Source organism: Pseudomonas tructae (assembly GCF_004214895.1).
Lineage (GTDB): Bacteria > Pseudomonadota > Gammaproteobacteria > Pseudomonadales > Pseudomonadaceae > Aquipseudomonas > Aquipseudomonas tructae.
Genome location: NZ_CP035952.1, coordinates 2,678,458 through 2,699,629, shown reverse-complemented (window position 1 = coordinate 2,699,629; position 21,172 = coordinate 2,678,458). Strand labels below are relative to the sequence as shown.

Sequence of the window (21,172 nt, the reverse complement as noted above, 5' to 3'; positions counted from 1 at the left end):
GAATAAGTGCTGGCGTTTCAGGTCCGGTTGCCGATCTGTGTCGGCTGTGCCAGAGCCATGGCCAATTCGCGTACAGGACGCTGTTCGGCGTCCTTGATGTTCTGCAACTGCTGCTCCAGCGAGGCGGCGCCAAACACTGCGCGCAAGCCTTGCGCAGGGTCGGTGGTGCGCCACTGCTTGCCGTCGAACACACGCATCGACTCCCCCTCCTGCGCCGCCTCCCGGGCGAACAGGCCGGCAAAGGTACTGCTGCCGAAGACCCCAGCGTCACCGCCACCAAAACCGAGGAAGCCCAGCCCTGCGCTGTCGCCACCACTGTCACTGCTGGCGAACACCTGGGCGATGAAGCTCGGCGCACTGAGGCCGTTGTGAATGAAGATATTGCCCAGGGTATCGATGCCGCTGCCCAGGGTGCGCTCTTCGAACAGCGGCGCGGGCAGCAAGGGCGAGGTGCTGGCAACCGCAGGCACCAGCGGCACCTGCGGTTGCAGCACTGGGGTCGTCAATGTCGGGTTGCTCAGAGGCGGGTTGACCCGGAACTCCAGATCACCGACATCCTGGCTCAGCAATTGGTACAGCGGGCTGTTCATCGACACTGCCAGGGCATTGCCGGCGCCATCGCGGATGCCGCTGTTCAGGGCGTTCAGGCTCACGCCCAGGCCGCCCTGCCCGCTGACATTGCCCAGGGTCACCCGATAGGTGCGGGCATCCAGTTGTTGTACCGATTGCACCACTGCGGTGGCACTGCCGCTGGCCAGGACGCTGAAATCACTGGCATCCACGCCGCTGACCGCCTCGTCGAAGCTTAAGGTGTAACTGAGCGTCGACGCCCCGGGTGCCCCCGGGGCATCCACGACAATCCCGGCCGGGCGTGGTGCCCGGGCATCGACGATAACCTCTGCGGTGTTGCCGACATTGTTCAAACCGATGCGTGCATCGTTGCCGCGGGCATCGCGCACGGTGCTGCCATTAAGCTCCAGGCTGGTCGCCAGGCTCAGGCCATGGCTGGCTTGCAAGCCCGGGGTGATGCTCAGGCGGAACACCAGGGTGTCGCTGCCGGAGCCGGACACATACTCGGCGTAGGCCACACGGCCATTGTCGAGGGTGACCGCCAGGCGTGGCGCACCGTCGCCGGTATCGACCAGTACCGTTTCATCCAGCTGCACGCTGAACTCCAGGCCCTGCCCGGCCACATAGCTGCCGGCTGCGGGGACCGCCACGGCGGTGACGCTCGGCGCCACCCGGTCGATACTGTAGGTGCTGCCTTGCAGGCCTGCACCCAGGGCGTTGCCAGCGGTATCAAGGATACCGCCGGAGACACCGACCAGGTCCAGGCGCACGCTGCCGACGCCGCTGAGGTTGTCGACCAGCACGCTGTAGGTGCGCCCATCGATCGCCGTGACGCTGCTGATGCGCCCGGCGACGCTGCCACTGAAGGCCAGGGCGAAATCGGCCGGGTCGACGCCACTGACGTTCTCGTCGAAGGTCACGGTGTAGCGCAGCGAGCTGCTGTTGCTTGGGCTGACATCCACCCGCACGATATCCGCCACTTGCGGCGCCGCGGTATCGACCAACACGCCGCTGGTGTTGCCGGCAGCACTCAGGGCCGGGTGCAAGGTGTTGCCCGCCGCATCGCGAATCGCACCGCCATTGAGGTCCAGGGTGCTGCCCAGCTGTATGCCATCGGCATCGTTGTTGCCCGCCTGCACGCTGTACTGGAACAGCAACTGGGCTGTGCCGGAACCGGAAACGTAGGTGGCATAGCGGGTGACCCCACCGATGCTCAACTGCAGGCGCGGCGTGCCCGCCAGGGTGTCGACGATCACCGATTCGCTGGCGTTGACGGTAAAGCTCAGGACGTCACCTTCGTTGTAACTGCCAGCACCGGGTACCGCCACGCTGGCAATCGTCGGCGCGACGCGGTCGATCTGCAGGCCCAGACTCTGCGCGGAACCGGGCAGCGCATTGCCGGCCACATCGGTAACATCGCGCGTGTTGGCCAAGGCCAGGTGAATTTCACCGACCCCGCTCAGTTCGGCCACGAACACCCTATAATTGCGGGCATCCAGGGCGCTGACGCTGATAATCCGCCCCTGCACACTGCCCCCCAGCAGCAGGGTGAAATCCTCGATGCCGACGTTGCGCACGTCCTCGTTGAAGCTGACGTCGAAGCTTGCGTTACTGGCATTGCTCGGTCCCTGGGTCCGGACCGTGATCGCCTGGACACTGGGTGCCACGGTGTCGATCACCACCCCGGAGCCATCGCCCACACCGTGCAGGCTCAGGTCCATCTGGTTGTTGGCCTGGTCGTGGAACGACGGCATGGCCATGATCGTGAACACCTGGATACCCGCGCCCGGCGCCGTGTTGTCGTTGGCCTGGACCTGGTACTCGAACACCAGCGCCGTGCTGCCGGAGCCAGACACATAGTGGGCGTTGACGTTGCGGCCACCGATATCGACGATGATCCACGGCACGAAGGTGACGTTGACGATTTCGCTGGTGTTGACGGTGAAGCGCAGCACATCGCCGGCGTTATAGGCGCCGGCTGCGGGCACATCGATGGAGACGATGGTCGGTGCGACCCGGTCGATGCTGTACAGCGCACCACCCAGGCCACCCGCCAGAGTGTTGCCGGCACTGTCGACAATGCCGGTGCCGCTGGCCTTGAGGTTCAAGGCCAGGGTGCCCTCGCCGCTCAGGCCACCCACCACCACGGTGTAGGTGCGCGCGTCCACCGCCAGCACCTGGGTGATGCTGCCACTCACGCCACCGGTCATCTGCAGGGTGAAATCGGTGGCATCCACACCACTGACCGCCTCGCTGAAGGTCACGGTGTAGCGCACGGAACCGGCGTTGCTCGGGCTGCTGTCGATGGCGACAATGCCGCTGGCCTGAGGCAGCACGGCATCGACATTGACCCCGGTGGTGCTGCCGACGCTGTTGAGTGAGGCCACGGCGCTGTTGCCACTGGCGTCGCGAATCGTGCCGCCATTGAGCAGCAGTTGGTTGCCGAGGCCGATGCCGTTGGCATCAAGTTGGCCGCTGCTCACCGTCAGGCGGAACAACAGCGCGCCAGTTCCCGAACCCGACACATAGTCGGCGAACACCGTACCGCCGGTGTCGAGGGTGATCTGCAGGCGCGGCGTGCCGCTGACCGTCACGGCCTCGCTGAGGTTGACGGTAAAGTCCAGGTTCTGCCCGGCAATGTAGGTGCCATTGGCCGGCACGCTGACGCTGGTGACCTGCGGCTCGATGCCATCGATGACCAGGTTGCGGTTGGCCCCCAGCGAATGGGCGCTGCCCGGCGTTGGCAAGCTCAGCACGGCGTCGTCTGAGGTAACGTTGCGAATCACCGCGCCATTGAGGGCCAGGGCGCTGTTGCCGCTGTAGTCCAGGTCGGCGCTGCTGTCGCCGGCCTGCACGGTGTACTGGAAGGTCAGGGTATTGCTGCCCGAACCCGACACATAAGTGGCATTGCGGTCGATGAGGCCGGTTTCCAGCAGCAAGGTCGGGATGCCGCCGGTAGTATCGACTGTAACCGCCTGATCGAAGGTCACGGTCAGGCTCAGGGTGTCGCCGGTCTTGTAGTTGCCATTGGCGCCGCTGCTCGACACATCGGTGACTTGCGGATTCAACGAAGCCACCTGGATGGCGATGCTGTCGCTGTCGGACAACGCCCCGCCACTGCCGCTGCCGCCCTGGTCGTTGGTGATGATCTGCAGGCTGGCCGCACCGTTGTAGCCCGCGACCGGTGCGAACAGCAGGCCATTGAGCGCGGCATTGATGTCGCCCTGGCTGCCGACGAAGGTCATGGTCCCATCGCTTGCGCCGCTGCCGACCAGGAAGGTCAGGCCACTGATGCCCGACAAGCTCAGCAGGCCGTGACTGGCGGTCAGGGTCACTTGCAGGTTGCCGCTGCCGGCATCCGGGTCGCTGACGCTGATCAGGTTGCCGTTGCCACTGCTGAAAATCAGCGAGCTGTCCTGGCGTACGCTCTGGCTGGCCGGTAGCTGGTTGACCGGTGCGTCGTTGACCGCAGCGATGGCCAGTGTCACCACCTGGTTGGTGACCTGCGCAGCGCCGGAACCGTTATGGCCGCCATCGTTGTAGCTCAGCGTCAGGTTGACATTGCCGCTGGCGTTGGCTGCGCCAATATAGGAAAGGCTGTTGCTGGCGATAAAGGCGTTGATGTCCGCCACCGTACCGAGCAGCGACAGGCCCGAACCCACACTACTGACCGTAACGCCTAGGCCGCTGCTGGCACTCAGTTGCCCGGCGGCCACGCTCAGGTCCAGGGTAACCAACCCGCTGCCGGCATCGATATCGGCGATGGAGATGCCCGAAACCGTGCCGGCGGTATCTTCGCTGAAGTTGAGGCTGCCGGGCGCGGTGATGGTGCCCGCGTCATTGACCGCCTGCACGGTGACGGTGCTGCTCGCCGCCGCGCTGTTGCTGGAGCCGTCGTGGACCGTGAAGGAGACGGTCCGCGCGCCGCTGTCGGGGTTGTCCGAGCTGTTGCTGTACGCCACCGCGCGCAAGGCGCTCTGCCACTGCGCAAGGGTGGCGGTGGCGCCGACGGAGTTCAGGCTGAGCACCCCGGTCGCGGCGTTGTAGCTGGCGCTGATGTTGCCCATGCTGGCCGGGTTGTTGATGAAGCTCAACACGTCCTGGCCGGCCTGGAAATTGGCGCTGATGCTGACGCTGGCGCTGGCCAGCGTGCCGCTGTCCGGGTCGCTCAGGGTCAGCCCGTTGTCGACGGCCACGGCCGCGCCATTTTCGACATAGCCTGAGGAGGCGCCCGAGGTATTGACCAGGGGCGTGTCATTGACCGCCTGGACGCTCACGGTGCAGGTCGCCGCAGGGCTGTCGAGGGCACCGTCGTTGACCACGAAACTCAAGGTCCGGGTGGCGGTGTTGGGTGTGTCGCTGGCGTTGCTGTAGGTCACTGCGCGCAATGCCGCCTGCCATTGCGCCAGGGTCGCGCTGGCGCCAGCGGAAGTCAGGCTCAGCACGCCCGTGCCGGCGTTGTAGCTGGCGCTGATGTTGCCCATGCTTGCCAGGTCGTTGCTGAAGGCCAAAAGGTCCTCGCCGGCCTGGAAGTTGCCAGTGATGCTGACCCTGGCGCTGGCCAGGGTGGCGTTATCCGAATCACTCAGGGTCAGGCCGCTGTCGACCGCCACCGGGGTCGAAGCGACATTGTTGCCCTCCACGAACACGGCGCTGCCACTGCTGCCGGTCAACGTCGGCGCATCGTTGACTGCAGTGACGGTGATGCTGGCGCTGTCGGTTGCCACGGAGAAGGCGCTGGTGCCACCGCTGGCCGTGGTGTCGAGCTTGCTGCCCTGCTGCCCTGCCGAGGCGCCGGTCTGGTCCCAGGCCTTGTAGGTCAGGCTCGCCACGGTGCTGGTGGAGCCGTCCGGCACCAGCCGGACCTTGTCGGTGCTGCGCAGGAGCAAGGCGCTGCTAGCGCTCACCGCGCCGATATCGGTCCAGGTGCTGCCGTCGGTGCTGTACTGCCAGGTGCCGCTGCCGCTGTTCAGGCCGAGGATGGCAATGCCGCTGACAGCACCCGTGTCGACATCGCTGACGCCGGCCAGGAAGCTGCCCACGGTTTGCCCGGCGTTGTTCAGTTGGCCATCGGTGATGCCGTTCAGCACCGGTGCGGTCGGCACCAGAACCGGCGCATCGTTGACCGCCGTGATGGTGATCTGCGCTTGTGCGGTACCGGACGAGAAGCTGCTGGTCGCACCGTTGCTGCTGGTGTCGGCAGTGCTGCGCACACCGTTGCTCGACGCCGTGCCGCTGGTCTGGTCCCAGGCACGCAAGGTCAGGCTGGCGCTGCCGGCGTTGGCACCATCGGGGACGAAACGCACCTGCGAGCTGCTCGACAACAACAGCGCGGCGCTACCGGACACTGCCCCCATGTCGGTCCAGGCCAGGCCGTCGCTGGAGTACTGCCAGACGCCGTTGCCCGTGGAGGCTATCACCGCGATACCGCTCAACGAGCCGGCACCGTCCACATCGCCATGGGTCAAGCCGGCGAGGATCGTGGCAACCAGTTGCCCGCTCGAGGTGCTGTCTTCGTTAGTGCCCGGCAGCAGGAACGGCCCGCCCGACAGGCTCGGCGCATCGTTGCTGGCCAGCACCGTCACCGTCGCGGCAATGGCCACAGACGTGGTGTCTACCCCGCCATTGCTGGTGCCACCGGTGTCCTGCAGGCTGCTCAGGGTGATCACCCGGCTGCCGGTGGTCGGCGCATTGCTCAGGTTGCTGTACTGGACACCGTCGATCAGGGTCTGAACCAGGCTGGTGCTGATGCCCGCCACCTTGCTCAAGGTGACCGTGGCGGTTGAACCGCTGAGTGTGATCGAGTAGCTGAAGCCGTTAATGGCCGTGGTGCCCGAGGCACCGTTGAGCAGGTCAAGGTTGCTGCCGTCGAGGGTCAGGCGCTCGTACCCCAGGTCACTGACGTTGCTGACCGTGAAGGTCAACTGGCTGATGCCCTGGCCGGCCTCGATGGTCGACACCAGCACCGTGTTGAACAGGTCGACCGGCGCGCCGCCTTCGGTAAAGGTCGGTGTGCCGGCGCTGGCGCTCACGGTGGGCGCATCGTTGACGGCGACGACCGCAATGGTCACCGAGGCGCTGGTGGTGCTGGCGCTGTCGCCGTCATTGATGCTGACCTGCACCGTGCGGCTCAGGGTCGAGATATCCGCGCCGTTGCTGTTGCTGTAGGTCAGGTTGCGCACCAGTGCCTGCACGGCAGCGGCTGTGGCATTGGCGTTGAGCGAGACCACCAGGTTGTTGCTGGCGCTGCCACCGGCGAAGGTGCCGATGAGCACCCCGCCGTAGCTCAGGTTGCTGCCCGAGACCCCGATCTGTCCTGCCCCGGTGCCCTGGTTGAAAATACTCAGCAGGTCCTCGCCGCTGGCCCGGTTACCGGTGATCGACACCGTGACGTTGCCACCGTTGAAGTCCGCCGAGTCGCTGTCACTGACCAGCGCATTGCCGCCGGCATCGAGCAGCACTGGGGATGCGCCTTCGACAAAGCTGGCGCTGTCGCCATTGAGGTTGCTCACCGTGGGCGGATCATTGAACTTGGTGGTGAAGTTCAGCGTGGTGTTGTTCTTCACCCCTTTGAAGATTGCGCCGTCGCCGTCGACAAAAGTCTTGGCATCCAGGCGGATGGCGTAACCGGTGCCCAACGCCAGGGTGATCGACGGGTCGATGGTCCAGGTGCTCCCCGAGCCGGTGATCTGCCCGCTGCCGATGGCGATGGTCTCGACCACGACACTGTCGGAGGTGCGCACGATATAGATGTTGCCCGTGCTGCCCTTGGTCACCGACTCATTGAAGGTCAGCACGATGTTGGCTTGGGGATCGACATTGACGCCGTTGTCGCTGGGCGTCGAGCTGACCACGATCGGTGGCCGGTCGTTCTGGATGTACTGGTTGCCGGCGCTGCCGTTGACCCCGCCATACAGGTCGATGTCGCCATCGCCGTCGAAGTCGGCGGCGCGGTAGGTGCTGCCGGTGTGATCGACCAGGGTCAGGCCGGCCAGCGGCGACTGGGCCAGGGTTTGCAGGGTGAAGGTGCCGTCACCGTTGCTGCGGGCATAGGCGAAGGCCGAACCGTTGGCGCCGGTCTGGTAAAGGATATCGGCGTCGCCGTCACTGTCGAAGTCGGCCACCACCATGCGCCCGAACGCGGCCGGTGACGGGAACGTGGCGGTTGACTGGCTGCTGAAGCTGCCGCCGTCGTTGCGCAAGTACACGCCGGTGCTGGCGTTGTTGCCGGCCAGCACATCGATGTCGCCGTCGCCGTCGATGTCGGCGGCGAAGTAGTTGCTGCCGTTGTGATCCGGTAGCGTCAGCCCGGCGAAGGGCGATTGCGCCAGGGTCAACAAGGTAAAGGTGCCGTTGCCGTTGCTGCGCGCGTAGGCGAAGGCCGTACCGTTGGCGCCGACCTGGTAGAGCAGGTCGGCGTCGCCATCATTGTCGAAGTCGCCGGCCAGCATGCGCGAACCGGCCCCCGGTGCCGGGAAACTCGCCGTCGACTGGCTGCTGAAGCTGCCGCTGTCATTGCGCAGGTAGGTGCCGGTGGTGCTGTTGACGCCCGCCAGCACATCCAGGTCGCCGTCACCGTCGAAGTCGGCGACATGGTAGTTGAAGCCGGTGTGGTCCGGCAGCGTCAGCCCGGCAAACGGTGACTGGGCCAGGGTTTGCAAGGTGAAGGAGCCGTTGCCGTTACTGCGCGCATAGGCCCAGGGCGTACCGTTGCCAACGGTCTGGTAGAGGATGTCGGCATCGCCATCATTGTCAAAATCACCGACCACTACCCGGCTGCCAGCGCCGATGGTGGTGCCGCTCAGCGGCGCGGTGCCGGTGCTCCAGGTGGTGGCCAGCAACCCCTGGTAATCATTGAGCGCCAAGGCGGTGGCCTGGACCTGGCCGCTGCTGCGTTCCAGGGTCCAGTTGCCGCCCAGTGCGCTGGCGCCGGTGTCGTCGACGGACGCACCGATGTCGGCGGCGGTCAGGCTCGCCAACTGGCTGACAAAGGCCTGGCCTGCGTCATCCTTGCCAACCTGGCAGCCATAGAGCATCAGGTCGCCGTCGGCCTTGAGCGACTGGCCGATGGACTGCAACGCCTCGCCATGATCGGCCAGGTTAGCGCTGTTCAACCAGACATTGCCCAGTTGCACGGTACCCGAGGCGCCGTGGGAAAACACGTGGATGGCATCCAGGTCGCTGCGGCCCTTGAGGTAGTCGGCCATCTGCTGCAGGCCGTCCTTGCTCGGGTCGAGCACCACCACCTCACTGCCCGCCGGCAGGCCTTTGAGGGCATCCTGCGGGTTGTTGATCTGGCCATCGACGAACACCACCTCATGACGCTGGCTGGCGCCGGCGGCGCCAGCATCTGCCGAGGCCAGCGCCGCCTTCTCGGCAGGGGCGCCGTCGGTTGCGGTGTCCTTGGCAGGGTCGGCTTCAGCCGTCGCCTCCTGGGCGACCACCGCGACCGAGGCGTCGAACATGATCCGCGGCTCCAGGGCCAACAGCAGCGGTGCCTGAGCGGCAGCAGCGCAGACGCCGGGCACTGGCTGGCCCGGGCGTTTGAATCGGTCGATGAACTTCATGGTGCACCTCACGCTGTACGGGTTGTTGCCCTGGAACTGCTATGGAACTGCGCTGGCAACGGTGGCGCAAATCAGGCGCCACCGCACCGTTTTGTCATCAGGGTCGCGAAGGGAAGATGCCTTCGGTGGCGATGATCATGCTTATGCCCAGGTACGGGCTGCGCTTGTCGAACGGCTGGCTGCCGCCGACATTGCTACAGGTTTGCGGCCACAGGCTGGTCAGGGCGGTGGGGTTGCCGTAAACGTTGACCGTCCCCAGGTTGACATCAGCGCTCTGCGCCAGCACCAGAGCGGGGCCGCCCTTGTCGGTGCTGGCCGCTTCGGTCGAAACCAGCACCTGATGGCTGTGAATCGGCATTTGCTGCACGCTCAAGGTCATGCTCTGGCTGCCTGCCGACTCGCCAAGATCCACGTTCACCAGGCCAGGCCCCTGGCCCCAGCCCACAGGCGAGCGGCCTTGCAGGTCGGGCAAGCCGAACGTCGTCTGGCCGTTGCCACCGTAGGTGACACCCAGGATGGAGAACAGCGCGGCGTTCTGGGAAATCGCCATCAACTGCCCCGTGCACATCGCATAACCACGCGGCGCAAAGTTGCCACCGAACATCTTGATCTCACCGATAAAGGGCTCACTCATCTGGCATTACCTGTTTTTGGGGTTGTGGGTGTGAACAGATCAGATCAAGGCGCTCAGGGCTGCGGCTCGCGCTCGCGGTGCAGCACAGCCTGCAGCACATGACGGCCATCGGGTTCCGGCTGCACCGGGGTCATCAACAGCAGCCATTCCTGCTGCTCTGGGCCAATGACGCGGTAGACGCCCTGCTGCGGCAACAGGCCGGCGGGCAAAGCGAAAAACACCAGGAAGCACTCGTGGCGGGCACTCATCGCCACGCCCTGGGTCAACTGCACGCGCTCGATGGCCACGCGGTTGTCCGCGCCCAGCCATAGCGCAAAGGCATAGGGGTCGGCCGCTTGCAACTGGGCAAACGTCGGCATGGGGAACTGGGCTGCTACGTTCATGAGGCCTCCGTGCTCAGGCAAACCGAGGTGTCAGCTTCACGGCGCAGGCGGCGGTAGACCCCCGACTCGCCAATCGGCACAAAACCGAGCCGGGCGTACAACTGCTGCGCCGGGTTGTAGTGCTCGACACTGAGCTCGCACGCCAGCCCCTGCTCGTCGGCGCGTTGCAGCAGGTTCGCGAGGATGGCGCTGCCGATGCCCTGGCCGATGCAGGCGGGCAACAGAGCGATATCGATAAGGTTGAGCGCGGTCTGCCCCCAGAACAGGTACAGACGGCCAATGGCCTGGCCCTGGCGCTCGATCAGAAGAAACTCGCCGTCCGGGTAATGGGCCTGGTAATACTGGTGCTGGGCCGCGAACTGCTGGCTGAGAAACTGCGCAATCTGTTCGGCCGACCAGCCGCTGTGGCGCATCTCGCCGGCACGGGTGGTGGCATACAAATGCTCGAGCAAAGGCAGGTCGCCTTGGTCGATGGGGCGGAAACTCAAACCGAGTGGGTTCATCGTGTGGAGCATCCCTGCGAGCTGCTGCGCGTTGATCCGTACGCCCCAATACCCCACGTCAGGCGTGAGATCATTGTGATGGCATCTTATGCTAATCGTCTGACAATCGCACTCTCAAAATCCGCTTTCTCTTACTCCTAACGCGGCCATTCGTCGCCAGGCCGCTGCCAGCAGCGACTGGCCTTGGCCTTCGACTACCACCAGCCCGCGAACCGGACGCTGGAGCGGGCCTGGCGCGCTGCTTTGCAGCGCAAAGCGCACACCGTACTGCCCGTGCAAGGGTTGCGCCCGGTGGTTCTCGTCACGGCGGATGGCAATGGGCCCCTGATGGTCGGAAACCAGCGCTTGCTGATCGATGGCGCCGACCCCGGTGGTATCGATTTCGCTCAAGGTGACCGGCAGTGAAGCACGCAACGGATCGTCGGCGACAAAGTGCCCGGACGCGCCGGCTTCGACCCGCCACAAATCCGCCTCGGCCAGATAACCCCGCAGGCGCACGCCCTCCTCGACCACGGCGGCCAGCGGCAATTGCGCGGCAATCCAGCGGCCTGGTGCCAGGCCTTCGGCCAGGTCGCGCACCACCCCGGCGTGCGGCGCGCGCAGGCTCAGGCGCTCGCGTTGGGCGGCGAGCCCGCGGTACTCGGCCAGCGCCTCGGCCAGCCGTTGCTCGATGATACCGCTGTCAGCGGCGGTTTCGCTGCGTCCAGCCTGGCGGCGCAACTGCACCTGAAGGATCTGGATTTCCTGGCGCACAATCTTCAGGCGCGAATCCAGGTCCGGTGACTGCAGCACTACCAGCAACTGATCCTGGGTCACCCGCTCGCCGTCCTGCACCTTTATTTCGCGGATACGCGCCGCCGTCGGTGCATGCAGGGCGCTGACCCGCGAGGCTTCGAGCAACGCCGGCACCTCGACGTCGCTGCGCCACGGCAGTACCAGCAACAGCAATAAGGCGAGAAGGCCAAGGCCGAGGCCCAGCACCTTGCGCGGCTGCGCCCGCTGGCGCTGCTGCCACCAGTGGCGGCCCTCCTGGTAGATCGGCAAGGCGATGAACCAGGTCAGCTCCACCAACATCAGGAAAATGCCCAGCGCCTTGAAGAACAGGTGATACACCGCCAGGGCAATGCCCAGGAACAGCACCGCACGCCACAGCCACGAGGCGTAGCCCCAGGCCAGCAAACGCCGGCGCAAGCCCGTCGACAAGGGCTCGGGCGCCGCCTCGCCATAACCGAACAGCGCCTCGCGCAGGCGCCAGCGGCACACGGCAAAGGCCCGGCCCTGCAGGTTGTCGACCGCCCACAGGTCGCTGAGCAGGAAGTAGCCGTCAAAGCGCATCAGCGGATTGAGGTTGATCGCCAGGGTGGTGATCCAGGTGGCGCTGGCCAGCATGAACGCCGCCGTGCGCCCTGCCCCATCGGGTAGCAATGACCAGGCCAGCAGCGCCACGCAGGCCAGCAACAGCTCGGCGAGCACGCCGCCTGCGCCGATCAGCAAGCGGCTGCGGCGGTCCTGCACCCGCCAGGCATCGCTGACATCGGTGTAGAGCATCGGCAACAGCACCATGAACGCCAGGCCCATGCTCGGCACCCGGCAACCGGCGCGCTTGGCCATGTAGGCGTGGCCAAATTCGTGGCACAACTTGGCAAAGCCCAGGGCAATAGCGAAGGCCACCGCGCCGCCCAGGCTCAACAGGTGCGGGAAGGTGGCAAGAAAGCGCTGCCAGTCACGCAGCACCAGAAACAGCCCCAGGCACAGCACCGTCGGCAGGCCGTAGCGCAACAAGGCCGGACCGAATCGCGCAAGCCAGGGCCAGGTGCGGTTGAGAAAGGCATCCGGGCGCCACAGCGGGATGCGAAAGAACAGGTATTTGTGCAGCAGCTGGGTCCACAAGCCCTGACGCTGGCGAGCGGCCTTGTCGGCGTAGCTGGCACGCTGCTCATCATCGCTGGCCGTGACCAGGTCATGGCCACGCAAAAAACGCAGCAACTCGTCGATGGCTGTGCTCGGCAGCGGCATGCCCGGTTCCTGGTTGGCCGCTGCCAGCACCCGCGCCGGATCACCCAGCGCCCAGTGACGCAACAGGCGCATGGCCGGCGCCCCGAGTTTGAAATAGCGCCCGCGCAGCGGGTCGGCCAGGGTCCATTGCGCCGCGCCGTCCAGCCCTGGCGCGGCGGGCGACAGTTGCAGGTCCGGGCGCAGCGCCGGCAACATCACAGGCCCACCGTCTGCCGTAGGGCCGCCAACGGTCGACGCAGTACATACAGCGCCAAAGGCGCGCGCTGGCCGAACAGTTTGGCGGTGCCGCGCAAGCCAATGCGCGGCGGTGCCTCGATGAAGCGCGCATCCAGGCGGTAGGCCAGTTGCCCGGCCGGGGTGGTCTGCGCCTGGTAGGCCGTACGTTCAAGCTCGGCGCCGTGGCGGTGCAGCGGGTCGCTGTCGAGAAACAACGCGACCTCGGCACCGGGCTCAAGGCTCAGGGCATCGGCCACCGGCAGCTCGATGCGCAGTTCGGCCTGGGCCGGGTCGGCGATTTCCAGCAGGCGCTCGCCGGTTTGCAGTGGCTTGCCGGTCAGGCGCTGGGCATCGGCGAACACCGCAATGCCGGCGCGCTCGGCGCGCACCTCGGCACGTGCCAGCAACTGGCGGGCGTAGTCGCGCTCGGCGCGCTTCTGCTCAACCCGAGCCGCCAGCAGGTCCAGCCGGGCGCTGGATTCGCTATCGGAAAAGGCCCGCTGGGTATTGGCCTTGAGCTCGGCCTCGGCAACCCCGAGGGTGCGCTCGGCGACGTCGGCCTGGGCCTTGAGGCTGGTGGCGTCAAAGCGCACCAGCACCTGCCCGGCCTGCACCGTCTGGTTGGGTTTGACCAGGAACTCGGCAATCACCCCATCCAGCGGCGCGGCCACCACCTGACCGTTGCGCGGCACCACTTCTGCCGGCGCCAGCACCGACTGGCGCACCGGCACCAGCAGCACCAGCAGGGCTGCGGCGGCTATTGCCCAGCGGGTCCGCGCCGGCCAGCGCAGGCGCCACGGCTTGTCCGGCTGCAAGGCCAGCCAGGCATGGCTGTAGCAGTCGCCCAGGTGGCTGAGCAAGCTGTGCTCGGCCTCGACCCAGGGGGTGTCGCGGGCCAGCCACACGCCACCAAAGACTTCGCCATTACGGTCCTTGAGCGGCAACCAGAAGGCATGCGCCGCCGACAACGACTGCCAGTCCTCGCGGCTGGCCTGATCGAAATCGTCCGCGCTCAGCGGCCCGCTGACACCCAGCCGCGCATGGTTAGCCAGCTGCGCGGCGGCATGCTCGATGAACGCCACGAACGGCGCATTCGGCTCGACCACGCTGATACCGGTCAACGCCCGCACCTTGCCGGCAATCAGCAACGCGGCGTGGCGAAAGCCGAAGAGCGCCTGGGAATCGTTGACCATGCTGAACGCCAGGGTCTGGACCGAAGTCGCAGCACGGGCCTGATGCTCCAGGCGCAAATACTGCGCCAGCAGTTGCTCCATGGCATTGGGAGCGGGCGCGTTCATGGCTGCGTGGCAAAGTGCGCGGTGCCGCTCATGCCAGCCAGCAGCCCGCGACTGTTGGCCGGCAGGGTGGCGATCAGCAGCAGTGTCTGGCTGCCTTCATCGATGCGCGCCCCCAGGCGCTTGACCACGGCCTCCAGCGGCGCGCCGGTTTCGTCGGGGACAAAACTGAAGGTCTGCTCAGGCTTGAGCTTGCCCAGCCAGCGCGAAGGCACTAACAGGTGGACTTCCAGGGAGCGGTTGTCGACGATCTCCAGCAACGGCGCGCCGTTGGCCACGCTTTCGTGGGCCTGGACCTTGCGCGCCACCACCTGGCCGTCGAACGGCGCCTTGACCTGGCAGCGTTGCACCTGCACCTGGTAGACCTGCGCCTCGGCCTGGGCCTGAGCCTGACGGGCCTCGGCCAGGGTCACTTCGAAACGCCCGACCGAATTGAGCGCGGCCAGTTGCTGCTTGTTGCGCAACTCTTCGCGGGCCGCACGCACGGCGGCGCCGGCGGCATTCTGTTGCGCCTGATAAGCGCTGCAATCGAAACGCACCAGCACATCGCCCTTGTTGAACGATTGGCCTTCGGCAAATGGCATGTCCACCACACGCCCGGCCAGCTCGCTAGCCAGCACCGCCTGGGAGCGCGCGCGCAGCACACCGCGCACTTCACTGGCGCTCGAAGTGGCGCCGTCGAGCAGCGGATCGCTCTCGGCAGCAGCCTGCGCCAGGCTACCGAACATCACCAACAACAGGCACCACGCTCCGTGCTTCATCTCGCTGCATCCTTTCATTGTTGGTTGTATGCGGTGTATATCGGTTGCAGCGGCGCAAAACTGACTGCCGTTGGTCAGCAGCCGATAACGAGCAGGCCAGGCACCACCCTACGCACCAGGCACAGGCGTCATGGCGAGTGTAGTAGCGCAAGAACGTGCGCGAAGAAATGCGCGACTGCATTTGAGGTAAGTGGCAGGATGCTATCAGTGTTTTTCGAAGCGCGGTAGCAGGCGCAAGAGGGGCTCAGGTATTTTTTATCGCCCGGCGATCTGGCCTGCGACAGCAGCCAGCACGGTGAGGGAAGGTGGGAACGGCCGTACTTGAGAACTCAGGCAGCCTGCGCCGAAACGAAAAAAGACGCCGAAGCGTCTTAATTCAATGACCTACAGATAAACCCTGTAGATCGATATTTGGAGCGGGAAACGAGACTCGAACTCGCGACCCCGACCTTGGCAAGGTCGTGCTCTACCAACTGAGCTATTCCCGCGTCGTGATGGGGGTTATTGTAACGATTCGAAAAATATCGTCAAGCCCTTGATTCAAAAAAGCTTTATTTCTGCTCCGAGCCTTCGCGCAGGTGCGGCCAGGCGGCGCGCAGGTAGTGCACCATCGACCACAGGGTCAGGCCCGCCGAGACCATCAGCAAGGCATAGCCCAGGATCACCCAGAAGGTCAGCACCGGCGGGTTGGCCAGCAGGATCACCAGGGCGAGCATTTGCGCTGCGGTTTTCCATTTGCCCAGGTTCGACACCGCCACATGCGCCCTCGCCCCCAGCTCGGCCATCCACTCGCGCAGCGCCGAGACCACGATCTCGCGACCGATGATCACCGCCGCCGGCAAGGTCAGCCAGAAATTGGCGTGCACTTGCACCAGCAGCACCAGGGCCACCGCCACCATCAGCTTGTCGGCCACCGGGTCCAGGAAGGCACCGAACGGCGTGCTCTGCTGCAGGCGACGGGCCAGGTAACCGTCCAGCCAGTCAGTGGCCGCGGCGATGGCGAAGACGCTGCTCGCTGCGATATAGCTCCAGTGATACGGAACATAGAACAGCAAAATGAAGATCGGAATGAGCAGGACGCGAAGAACGGTAAGCAGATTTGGAATATTCATCGGCACAACTGGCTGCAAAGTGAGCGGGCATTCTACTCGCTATGCAGGTTGGCATAAATCGACTCGGCAAGCTTTTTACTGATTCCCGGTGCCTTGGCGATTTCCTCGACGCTGGCGCGGGTCAGCTCCTGCAGGCCACCGAAGTGCTTGAGCAGGTCGCGGCGGCGCTTGGGGCCGACGCCGGCAACACCTTCAAGGGTCGAGGTACGCCGGGCCTTGCCGCGGCGGGCGCGGTGGCCGGTGATGGCAAAGCGGTGGGCTTCGTCACGGATCTGCTGGATCAGGTGCAACGCCGGTGAGTCGCCCTTGAGGGTGAACTCATGGGCCACGTCATTGAGGTACAAGGTCTCGAAACCGGCCTTGCGCGTGGCGCCTTTGGCCACCCCGAGCAGGATCAGGTCGGGCACCGCCAATTCCTGCAGCACTTCACGGGCCATGTTTAGCTGGCCCTTGCCACCGTCCACCAGCAACACATCGGGCAGCTTGCCCTCGCCGTCCTTGAGCCGGCCAAAGCGCCGGGTCAGGGCCTGGTGCATGGCCGCATAGTCATCTCCAGGGGTCACGCCCTCGATGTTGTAGCGACGGTAGTCACTTTTAAGCGGCCCTTCCGGGCCGAATACCACACAAGAGGCAACGGTGGCTTCGCCGCTGGAATGGCTGATGTCGTAGCACTCCAGGCGCTGCGGGGTTTCATCCAGGGCCAGGACCTGGGCCAGGGCCTCGAAGCGCGATGCCATGTGCTGACGGTTGGCCAGGCGTGCGCCCAGCGCCTGCTCGGCGTTGGTCACCGCCAACTGCTGCCAGCGCGCCCGGGTGCCGCGCACCCGGTGGCTGATGGTCAGCTCGCGGCCGCGCAGGGTCTGGATGGCGGCGCTGATGGCGGCGAAGTCCTCATGCACCACGTTGACGATCAACTCGCCCGGTAATTCGCGCTCGGCATTGGCCACATAGTATTGCGAGAGGAACGCGGCCATGACCTCGGCCACTTCCTCCTCGATACCCACTTGCGGGAAGAAGTTTTTGCTGCCCAACACCCGCCCGCCCCGCACGCTGATCAGGTGCACGCAGGCGCCGCCGGGGTTGACGAAAGCGGCGACCACGTCGACATCGCCGCTGCCGCCTTCCATGCTCTGCTGGTCCTGGACCCGACGCAGCAAGGCGATCTGGTCGCGCAGCTCGGCGGCCTTCTCGAATTCCAGGGCCATGGCCGCCTGCTCCATCTCGGCGTTCAGCTCGTTGGTCAGCTGGTGGCTGCGACCTTCGAGGAACATCACCGAGTGACGCACATCGACCGCATACTCCTCAGCCTCGACCAGGCCGACACAGGGCGCCTTGCAGCGCTTGATCTGGTATTGCAGGCACGGCCGGGTACGGTTGCTGTAGTAGCTGTCTTCACACTGGCGAACGAAAAAGGTCTTCTGCAGCAGGCTCAGGCTTTCGCGGATGGCCCCGGCACTGGGGTACGGGCCGAAATACTTGCCCTTTTGCTTCTTGGCCCCGCGATGGATACCCAGGCGCGGGTAGTCGCCGTCGGACAAAAACACATAAGGATAGGATTTGTCGTCGCGCAACAGGATGTTGTACGGCGGCCGCCATTCCTTGATCAGGGTCTGCTCGAGCAGCAGCGCCTCGGTCTCGTTGGCGGTGATGGTGGTTTCGACCTGGGCGATGCGCGCCACCAGGGCAGCCGTCTTCGGCGCCAGGCCAGTCTTGCGAAAGTAACTGGCGAGGCGCTTCTTGAGGTTCTTGGCCTTGCCCACATACAGCAGCCGGGCTTCACCGTCGAACATCCGGTAAACGCCCGGGCGACCGCTGCAGGTCGCCAGGAAAGCGCTTGAATCGAACACAGGTGTCATGAGTGCGCTCAGAGACTGGCGTCAACCATGCCGTGGCGGACCGCCAGCAGCGTCAGCTCGACGTCGCTGGTGACCGAGAGTTTTTCGAAGATCCGGTAGCGGTAAGTATTGACCGTTTTCGGTGACAGGCACAGCTTGTCGGAGATGATCTGCACCTTCTGGCAGCCAACGATCATCAGGGCAATCTGGATTTCGCGCTCCGACAAGGCATCGAACGGCGAGCCTTGCGGCTGGAACGACTTGAGCGCCAATTGCTGGGCGATCTGCGGGCTGATGTAGCGCTGGCCGGCAAACACCAGGCGAATGGCCTGGACCATTTCATCCAGCCCCGCACCCTTGGTCAGGTACCCGGCTGCACCGGCCTGCAACAGGCGGGTGGGGAACGGGTCTTCTTCACAGACAGTCACCGCCACCACTTTCACGTCCGGGTGGCTGCGCAGCAGCTTGCGCGTCGCCTCCAGGCCGCCGATACCGGGCATTTTTACATCCATCAGGATCACGTCGGGCTTGAGTTCACGCGCGACTTTCAGCGACGCCTCGCCGGAGTCGGCCTCACCCACCACCTGCAGGCCATCGATATCGGCCAGCATGCGCGTGATGCCCGTACGCACCAGATCGTGGTCATCGACCACCAGCACCCTAATCAAGCAGACACCTCGCACTGCGGCGGTAATTGGATCCCGCCACCTTAGCAAAAAATACAGCCGTAGACCTAACGGAACCCGTCATTTGTCTGACGTCATTTTTCATTTTCCTGACAGCCGTCCATACAGCCCGCGCCCATAGCCAGCCGCCCTGGTCGGCGGCCGCGGCGCGTGTTCGGCGAGGCTGCCGAGCAATTGCTGAACAGCGGCCCGGTCGGCCACTGCCGCCAGGCGAAAGCTGCTGAGCAGCTGTTCTTCCTCGGCATTCAGGCTGCTGTGTTGAACTGGCGTATGCACGCCGCTCAACACATACAAGGCATCGACCCCGCGCGCCGCCACGGCGGCGAGGTAGTCGGCCTTGGGTGTGCGTTCGCCGCTTTCATACTTGCCCTGGGCGTTGGGCTCTACCCCACCGATGTCGCCAAAGGCGCGCTGGGTGAGGCCCAAACGTTCTCTTTCTTCCCTGATACGCGAACCGATTCCGTTCATTGATCTGACGTCCCTTGTCCAGCATCCGGATGGATGAGCGCACACCCTTCAATGGCGTGCCTCGAACGAAGTCCGAACTATGCCGCGATCGGCTGCGCTGCACAAGTCGAAGCCCGAGCTACCTGTCCAGGCTTGTCAGGACAACCGCTACACGTCTTGCAGTGCACACCCGCACTTCATACACAAGGCCAGATTAAATAGACAACTTGGTGCAAAGACCAAAGTGCCATCACCCGCGCAATTGAACTCAATAAGACAGGCACGACAGGGAGAATAAAGAAGTCCAAAACAACAGGCAAAAGCACCGTCAAAAAAACCGTAAAAGAGGCGAAAAGCCACCAGGTCAACGACTTTCTGACGCCATTTTCACGGCAAAATGCCGATATCGGTTTTTTGACGCCCAACTAATATCAAACTTTAAGTTATTGTTTTTTAACGGTTTTTTAACTTTAACAGAGGCGGTTTAAACTTTATCAAACACAATGTTAGATCCCGCTTGCCGAAGTTAAAAAAACTCCCTTAGGATGTAATAAGACAACCAAAAACGCTTGCATCGCCTCCCGTTAGCGCGCTGCTTTTGCTTGCGCGTCTGCCACCTTGACCACACCGTTTAACTGAGTATCTCGGTCAGCTTGTGCTGCGCCCGGAGAGAGGGAACTATGAATATCAGTATCTTTGGATTGGGTTATGTGGGCGCTGTCTGTGCCGGTTGCTTGTCCGCCCGTGGGCACCAGGTACTGGGCGTGGATATCTCGCAGGCCAAGATCGACATGATCAACCAGGGCAAGTCGCCGATTGTCGAACCGGGCCTTGAACAGTTGCTGCTCGATGGCGTGCGCCACGGTCGCCTGCGCGGCACCACCGATGTCCAGGCCGCCGTGCTGGCCACCGAGATGTCGCTGTTGTGCGTCGGCACCCCAAGCAAGAAGAACGGTGACCTGGACCTGGTCTACATGGAAGCGGTATGCCGCGAAATCGGCACCGCCCTGCGTGACAAGGCCAGCCGCCATACCGTGGTGGTGCGCAGCACCGTGCTGCCCGGCACCGTCAAGAACGTGGTGGTGCCGATCCTCGAAAAGTACTCCGGCAAGCGCGCCGGCATTGATTTCGGTGTCGCGGTCAACCCCGAGTTCCTGCGTGAAAGCACTGCGATCCAGGACTACGACTTCCCGGCCATGACCGTGATAGGCGAGCTGGACACCCATTCCGGCGACCTGCTGCAGTCGCTGTACAAGGGCCTGGATGCGCCAGTGATCCGCAAGTCGATCGAAGTCGCCGAGATGATCAAGTACACCTGCAACGTCTGGCACGCGACCAAGGTCAGCTTCGCCAACGAGATCGGCAACATTGCCAAGGCTAGCGGTGTCGATGGCCGCGAAGTGATGGACGTGGTCTGCCAGGACTACAAGCTCAACCTGTCGCGCTACTACCTGCGCCCAGGCTTCGCCTTCGGTGGCTCGTGCCTGCCCAAGGACGTGCGCGCCCTCACCTATCGCGCCGGCCAGCTGGACGTCGAGCACCCGCTGCTGGCCTCGATCATGGCCAGTAACCGCAACCAGGTGAAAAACGCCTTCGACCTGATCGCCCGCCAGGATAAACGCCGCATCGGCCTGCTGGGCCTGAGTTTCAAGGCCGGCAGCGACGACCTGCGCGAGAGCCCGCTGGTGGAGCTGGCGGAAATGCTCATCGGCAAAGGCTTTGACCTGACCATCTACGACGCCAATGTCGAGTATGCCCGGGTGTTCGGCGCCAACCGCGAGTACATCGAGTCGAAGATCCCCCACGTGTCCTCGCTGCTGTGCAACGACCTGCAGCAGGTGATCCGCGAAGCCGAAGTGGTGGTGCTGGGCAACAACGACGACCGTTTCGCCCAGGCCCTGGAGGCCAGCGCCGACAAGCAGATCATCGACCTGGTCGGTTTTATGGCCCATGCCAGCGATGCCCGGCAAGAAGGTATCTGCTGGTAAGGCCCCGCTACGCCAGCCAGAGCGTACTCCACCCAGAAAGTACCCGGCGATTCACCCAGGCTGCGCGCCTGACTGACTGCCCACCCACTTGTCGCCCGGCCGACCCTGCCTTGGCCAGGCGCGAACAGTGCGCATGTCATTCAGGCGGGCGCGGCCCGA

General features: G+C 64.5%; 12 protein-coding genes and 1 tRNA gene. 1 reads left to right on the top strand and 12 read right to left on the bottom strand.

Annotation, left to right across the window (positions count from 1 at the left end; genetic code table 11):
• Positions 1 to 17: 17 nt before the first annotated feature.
• The 12 genes from EXN22_RS12440 to EXN22_RS12385 all read right to left on the bottom strand — a co-directional run bounded on the left by EXN22_RS12440 (position 18) and on the right by EXN22_RS12385 (position 19,046).
• Complete coding sequence (locus tag EXN22_RS12440) at positions 18 to 9,137, bottom strand: DUF4347 domain-containing protein (RefSeq protein ID WP_130264329.1); 9,120 nt, start codon at positions 9,135 to 9,137, stop codon at positions 18 to 20.
• A gap of 97 nt (positions 9,138 to 9,234) precedes the next feature.
• Positions 9,235 to 9,771 (bottom strand): phage tail protein, encoded by a 537-nt coding sequence (locus tag EXN22_RS12435; protein WP_130264328.1) that lies wholly within the window; start codon positions 9,769 to 9,771, stop codon positions 9,235 to 9,237.
• 53 nt (positions 9,772 to 9,824) lie between these two features.
• The gene (locus tag EXN22_RS12430; RefSeq protein WP_130264327.1) at positions 9,825 to 10,154 is read right to left on the bottom strand and encodes a DUF6916 family protein; all 330 of its coding nucleotides are present in this window, start codon (positions 10,152 to 10,154) and stop codon (positions 9,825 to 9,827) included.
• Positions 10,151 to 10,657 (bottom strand): GNAT family N-acetyltransferase, encoded by a 507-nt coding sequence (locus tag EXN22_RS12425; RefSeq protein WP_130264326.1) that lies wholly within the window; start codon positions 10,655 to 10,657, stop codon positions 10,151 to 10,153. The genes EXN22_RS12430 and EXN22_RS12425 overlap by 4 nt, the downstream gene beginning before the upstream one ends.
• A gap of 114 nt (positions 10,658 to 10,771) precedes the next feature.
• Positions 10,772 to 12,871, bottom strand: coding sequence for an efflux RND transporter periplasmic adaptor subunit (locus EXN22_RS12420; protein WP_177414016.1), 2,100 nt, complete (start codon positions 12,869 to 12,871; stop codon positions 10,772 to 10,774).
• Positions 12,868 to 14,187, bottom strand: a complete 1,320-nt coding sequence (locus tag EXN22_RS12415; protein ID WP_130264324.1) for an efflux RND transporter periplasmic adaptor subunit — start codon at positions 14,185 to 14,187, stop codon at positions 12,868 to 12,870. The genes EXN22_RS12420 and EXN22_RS12415 overlap by 4 nt, the downstream gene beginning before the upstream one ends.
• Positions 14,184 to 14,945: an efflux RND transporter periplasmic adaptor subunit gene (locus EXN22_RS12410; RefSeq protein WP_130264323.1), complete on the bottom strand. Its 762-nt coding sequence runs from the start codon at positions 14,943 to 14,945 to the stop codon at positions 14,184 to 14,186. The genes EXN22_RS12415 and EXN22_RS12410 overlap by 4 nt, the downstream gene beginning before the upstream one ends.
• Positions 14,946 to 15,357: 412 nt before the next feature.
• Positions 15,358 to 15,433, bottom strand: a tRNA-Gly gene (locus tag EXN22_RS12405).
• A gap of 63 nt (positions 15,434 to 15,496) precedes the next feature.
• Complete coding sequence (gene pgsA / locus EXN22_RS12400) at positions 15,497 to 16,057, bottom strand: CDP-diacylglycerol--glycerol-3-phosphate 3-phosphatidyltransferase (RefSeq protein ID WP_038612268.1); 561 nt, start codon at positions 16,055 to 16,057, stop codon at positions 15,497 to 15,499.
• Positions 16,058 to 16,089: 32 nt separating this feature from the next.
• A complete protein-coding gene (gene uvrC / locus EXN22_RS12395) occupies positions 16,090 to 17,913 on the bottom strand; it encodes an excinuclease ABC subunit UvrC (RefSeq protein ID WP_130264322.1) in 1,824 nt (607 codons plus the stop codon).
• An 8-nt stretch (positions 17,914 to 17,921) separates the two neighbouring features.
• Entirely contained in the window at positions 17,922 to 18,560 is a 639-nt protein-coding gene (gene gacA / locus EXN22_RS12390; RefSeq protein ID WP_130264321.1) for a response regulator transcription factor GacA, read from the bottom strand.
• Positions 18,561 to 18,659: 99 nt separating this feature from the next.
• A complete protein-coding gene (locus EXN22_RS12385) occupies positions 18,660 to 19,046 on the bottom strand; it encodes a helix-turn-helix domain-containing protein (RefSeq protein ID WP_130264320.1) in 387 nt (128 codons plus the stop codon).
• A gap of 659 nt (positions 19,047 to 19,705) precedes the next feature.
• Between EXN22_RS12385 and EXN22_RS12380 the strand changes: the two genes are divergently transcribed.
• Positions 19,706 to 21,013, top strand: a complete 1,308-nt coding sequence (locus EXN22_RS12380) for a nucleotide sugar dehydrogenase (RefSeq protein ID WP_130264319.1) — start codon at positions 19,706 to 19,708, stop codon at positions 21,011 to 21,013.
• Positions 21,014 to 21,172: the final 159 nt, after the last annotated feature.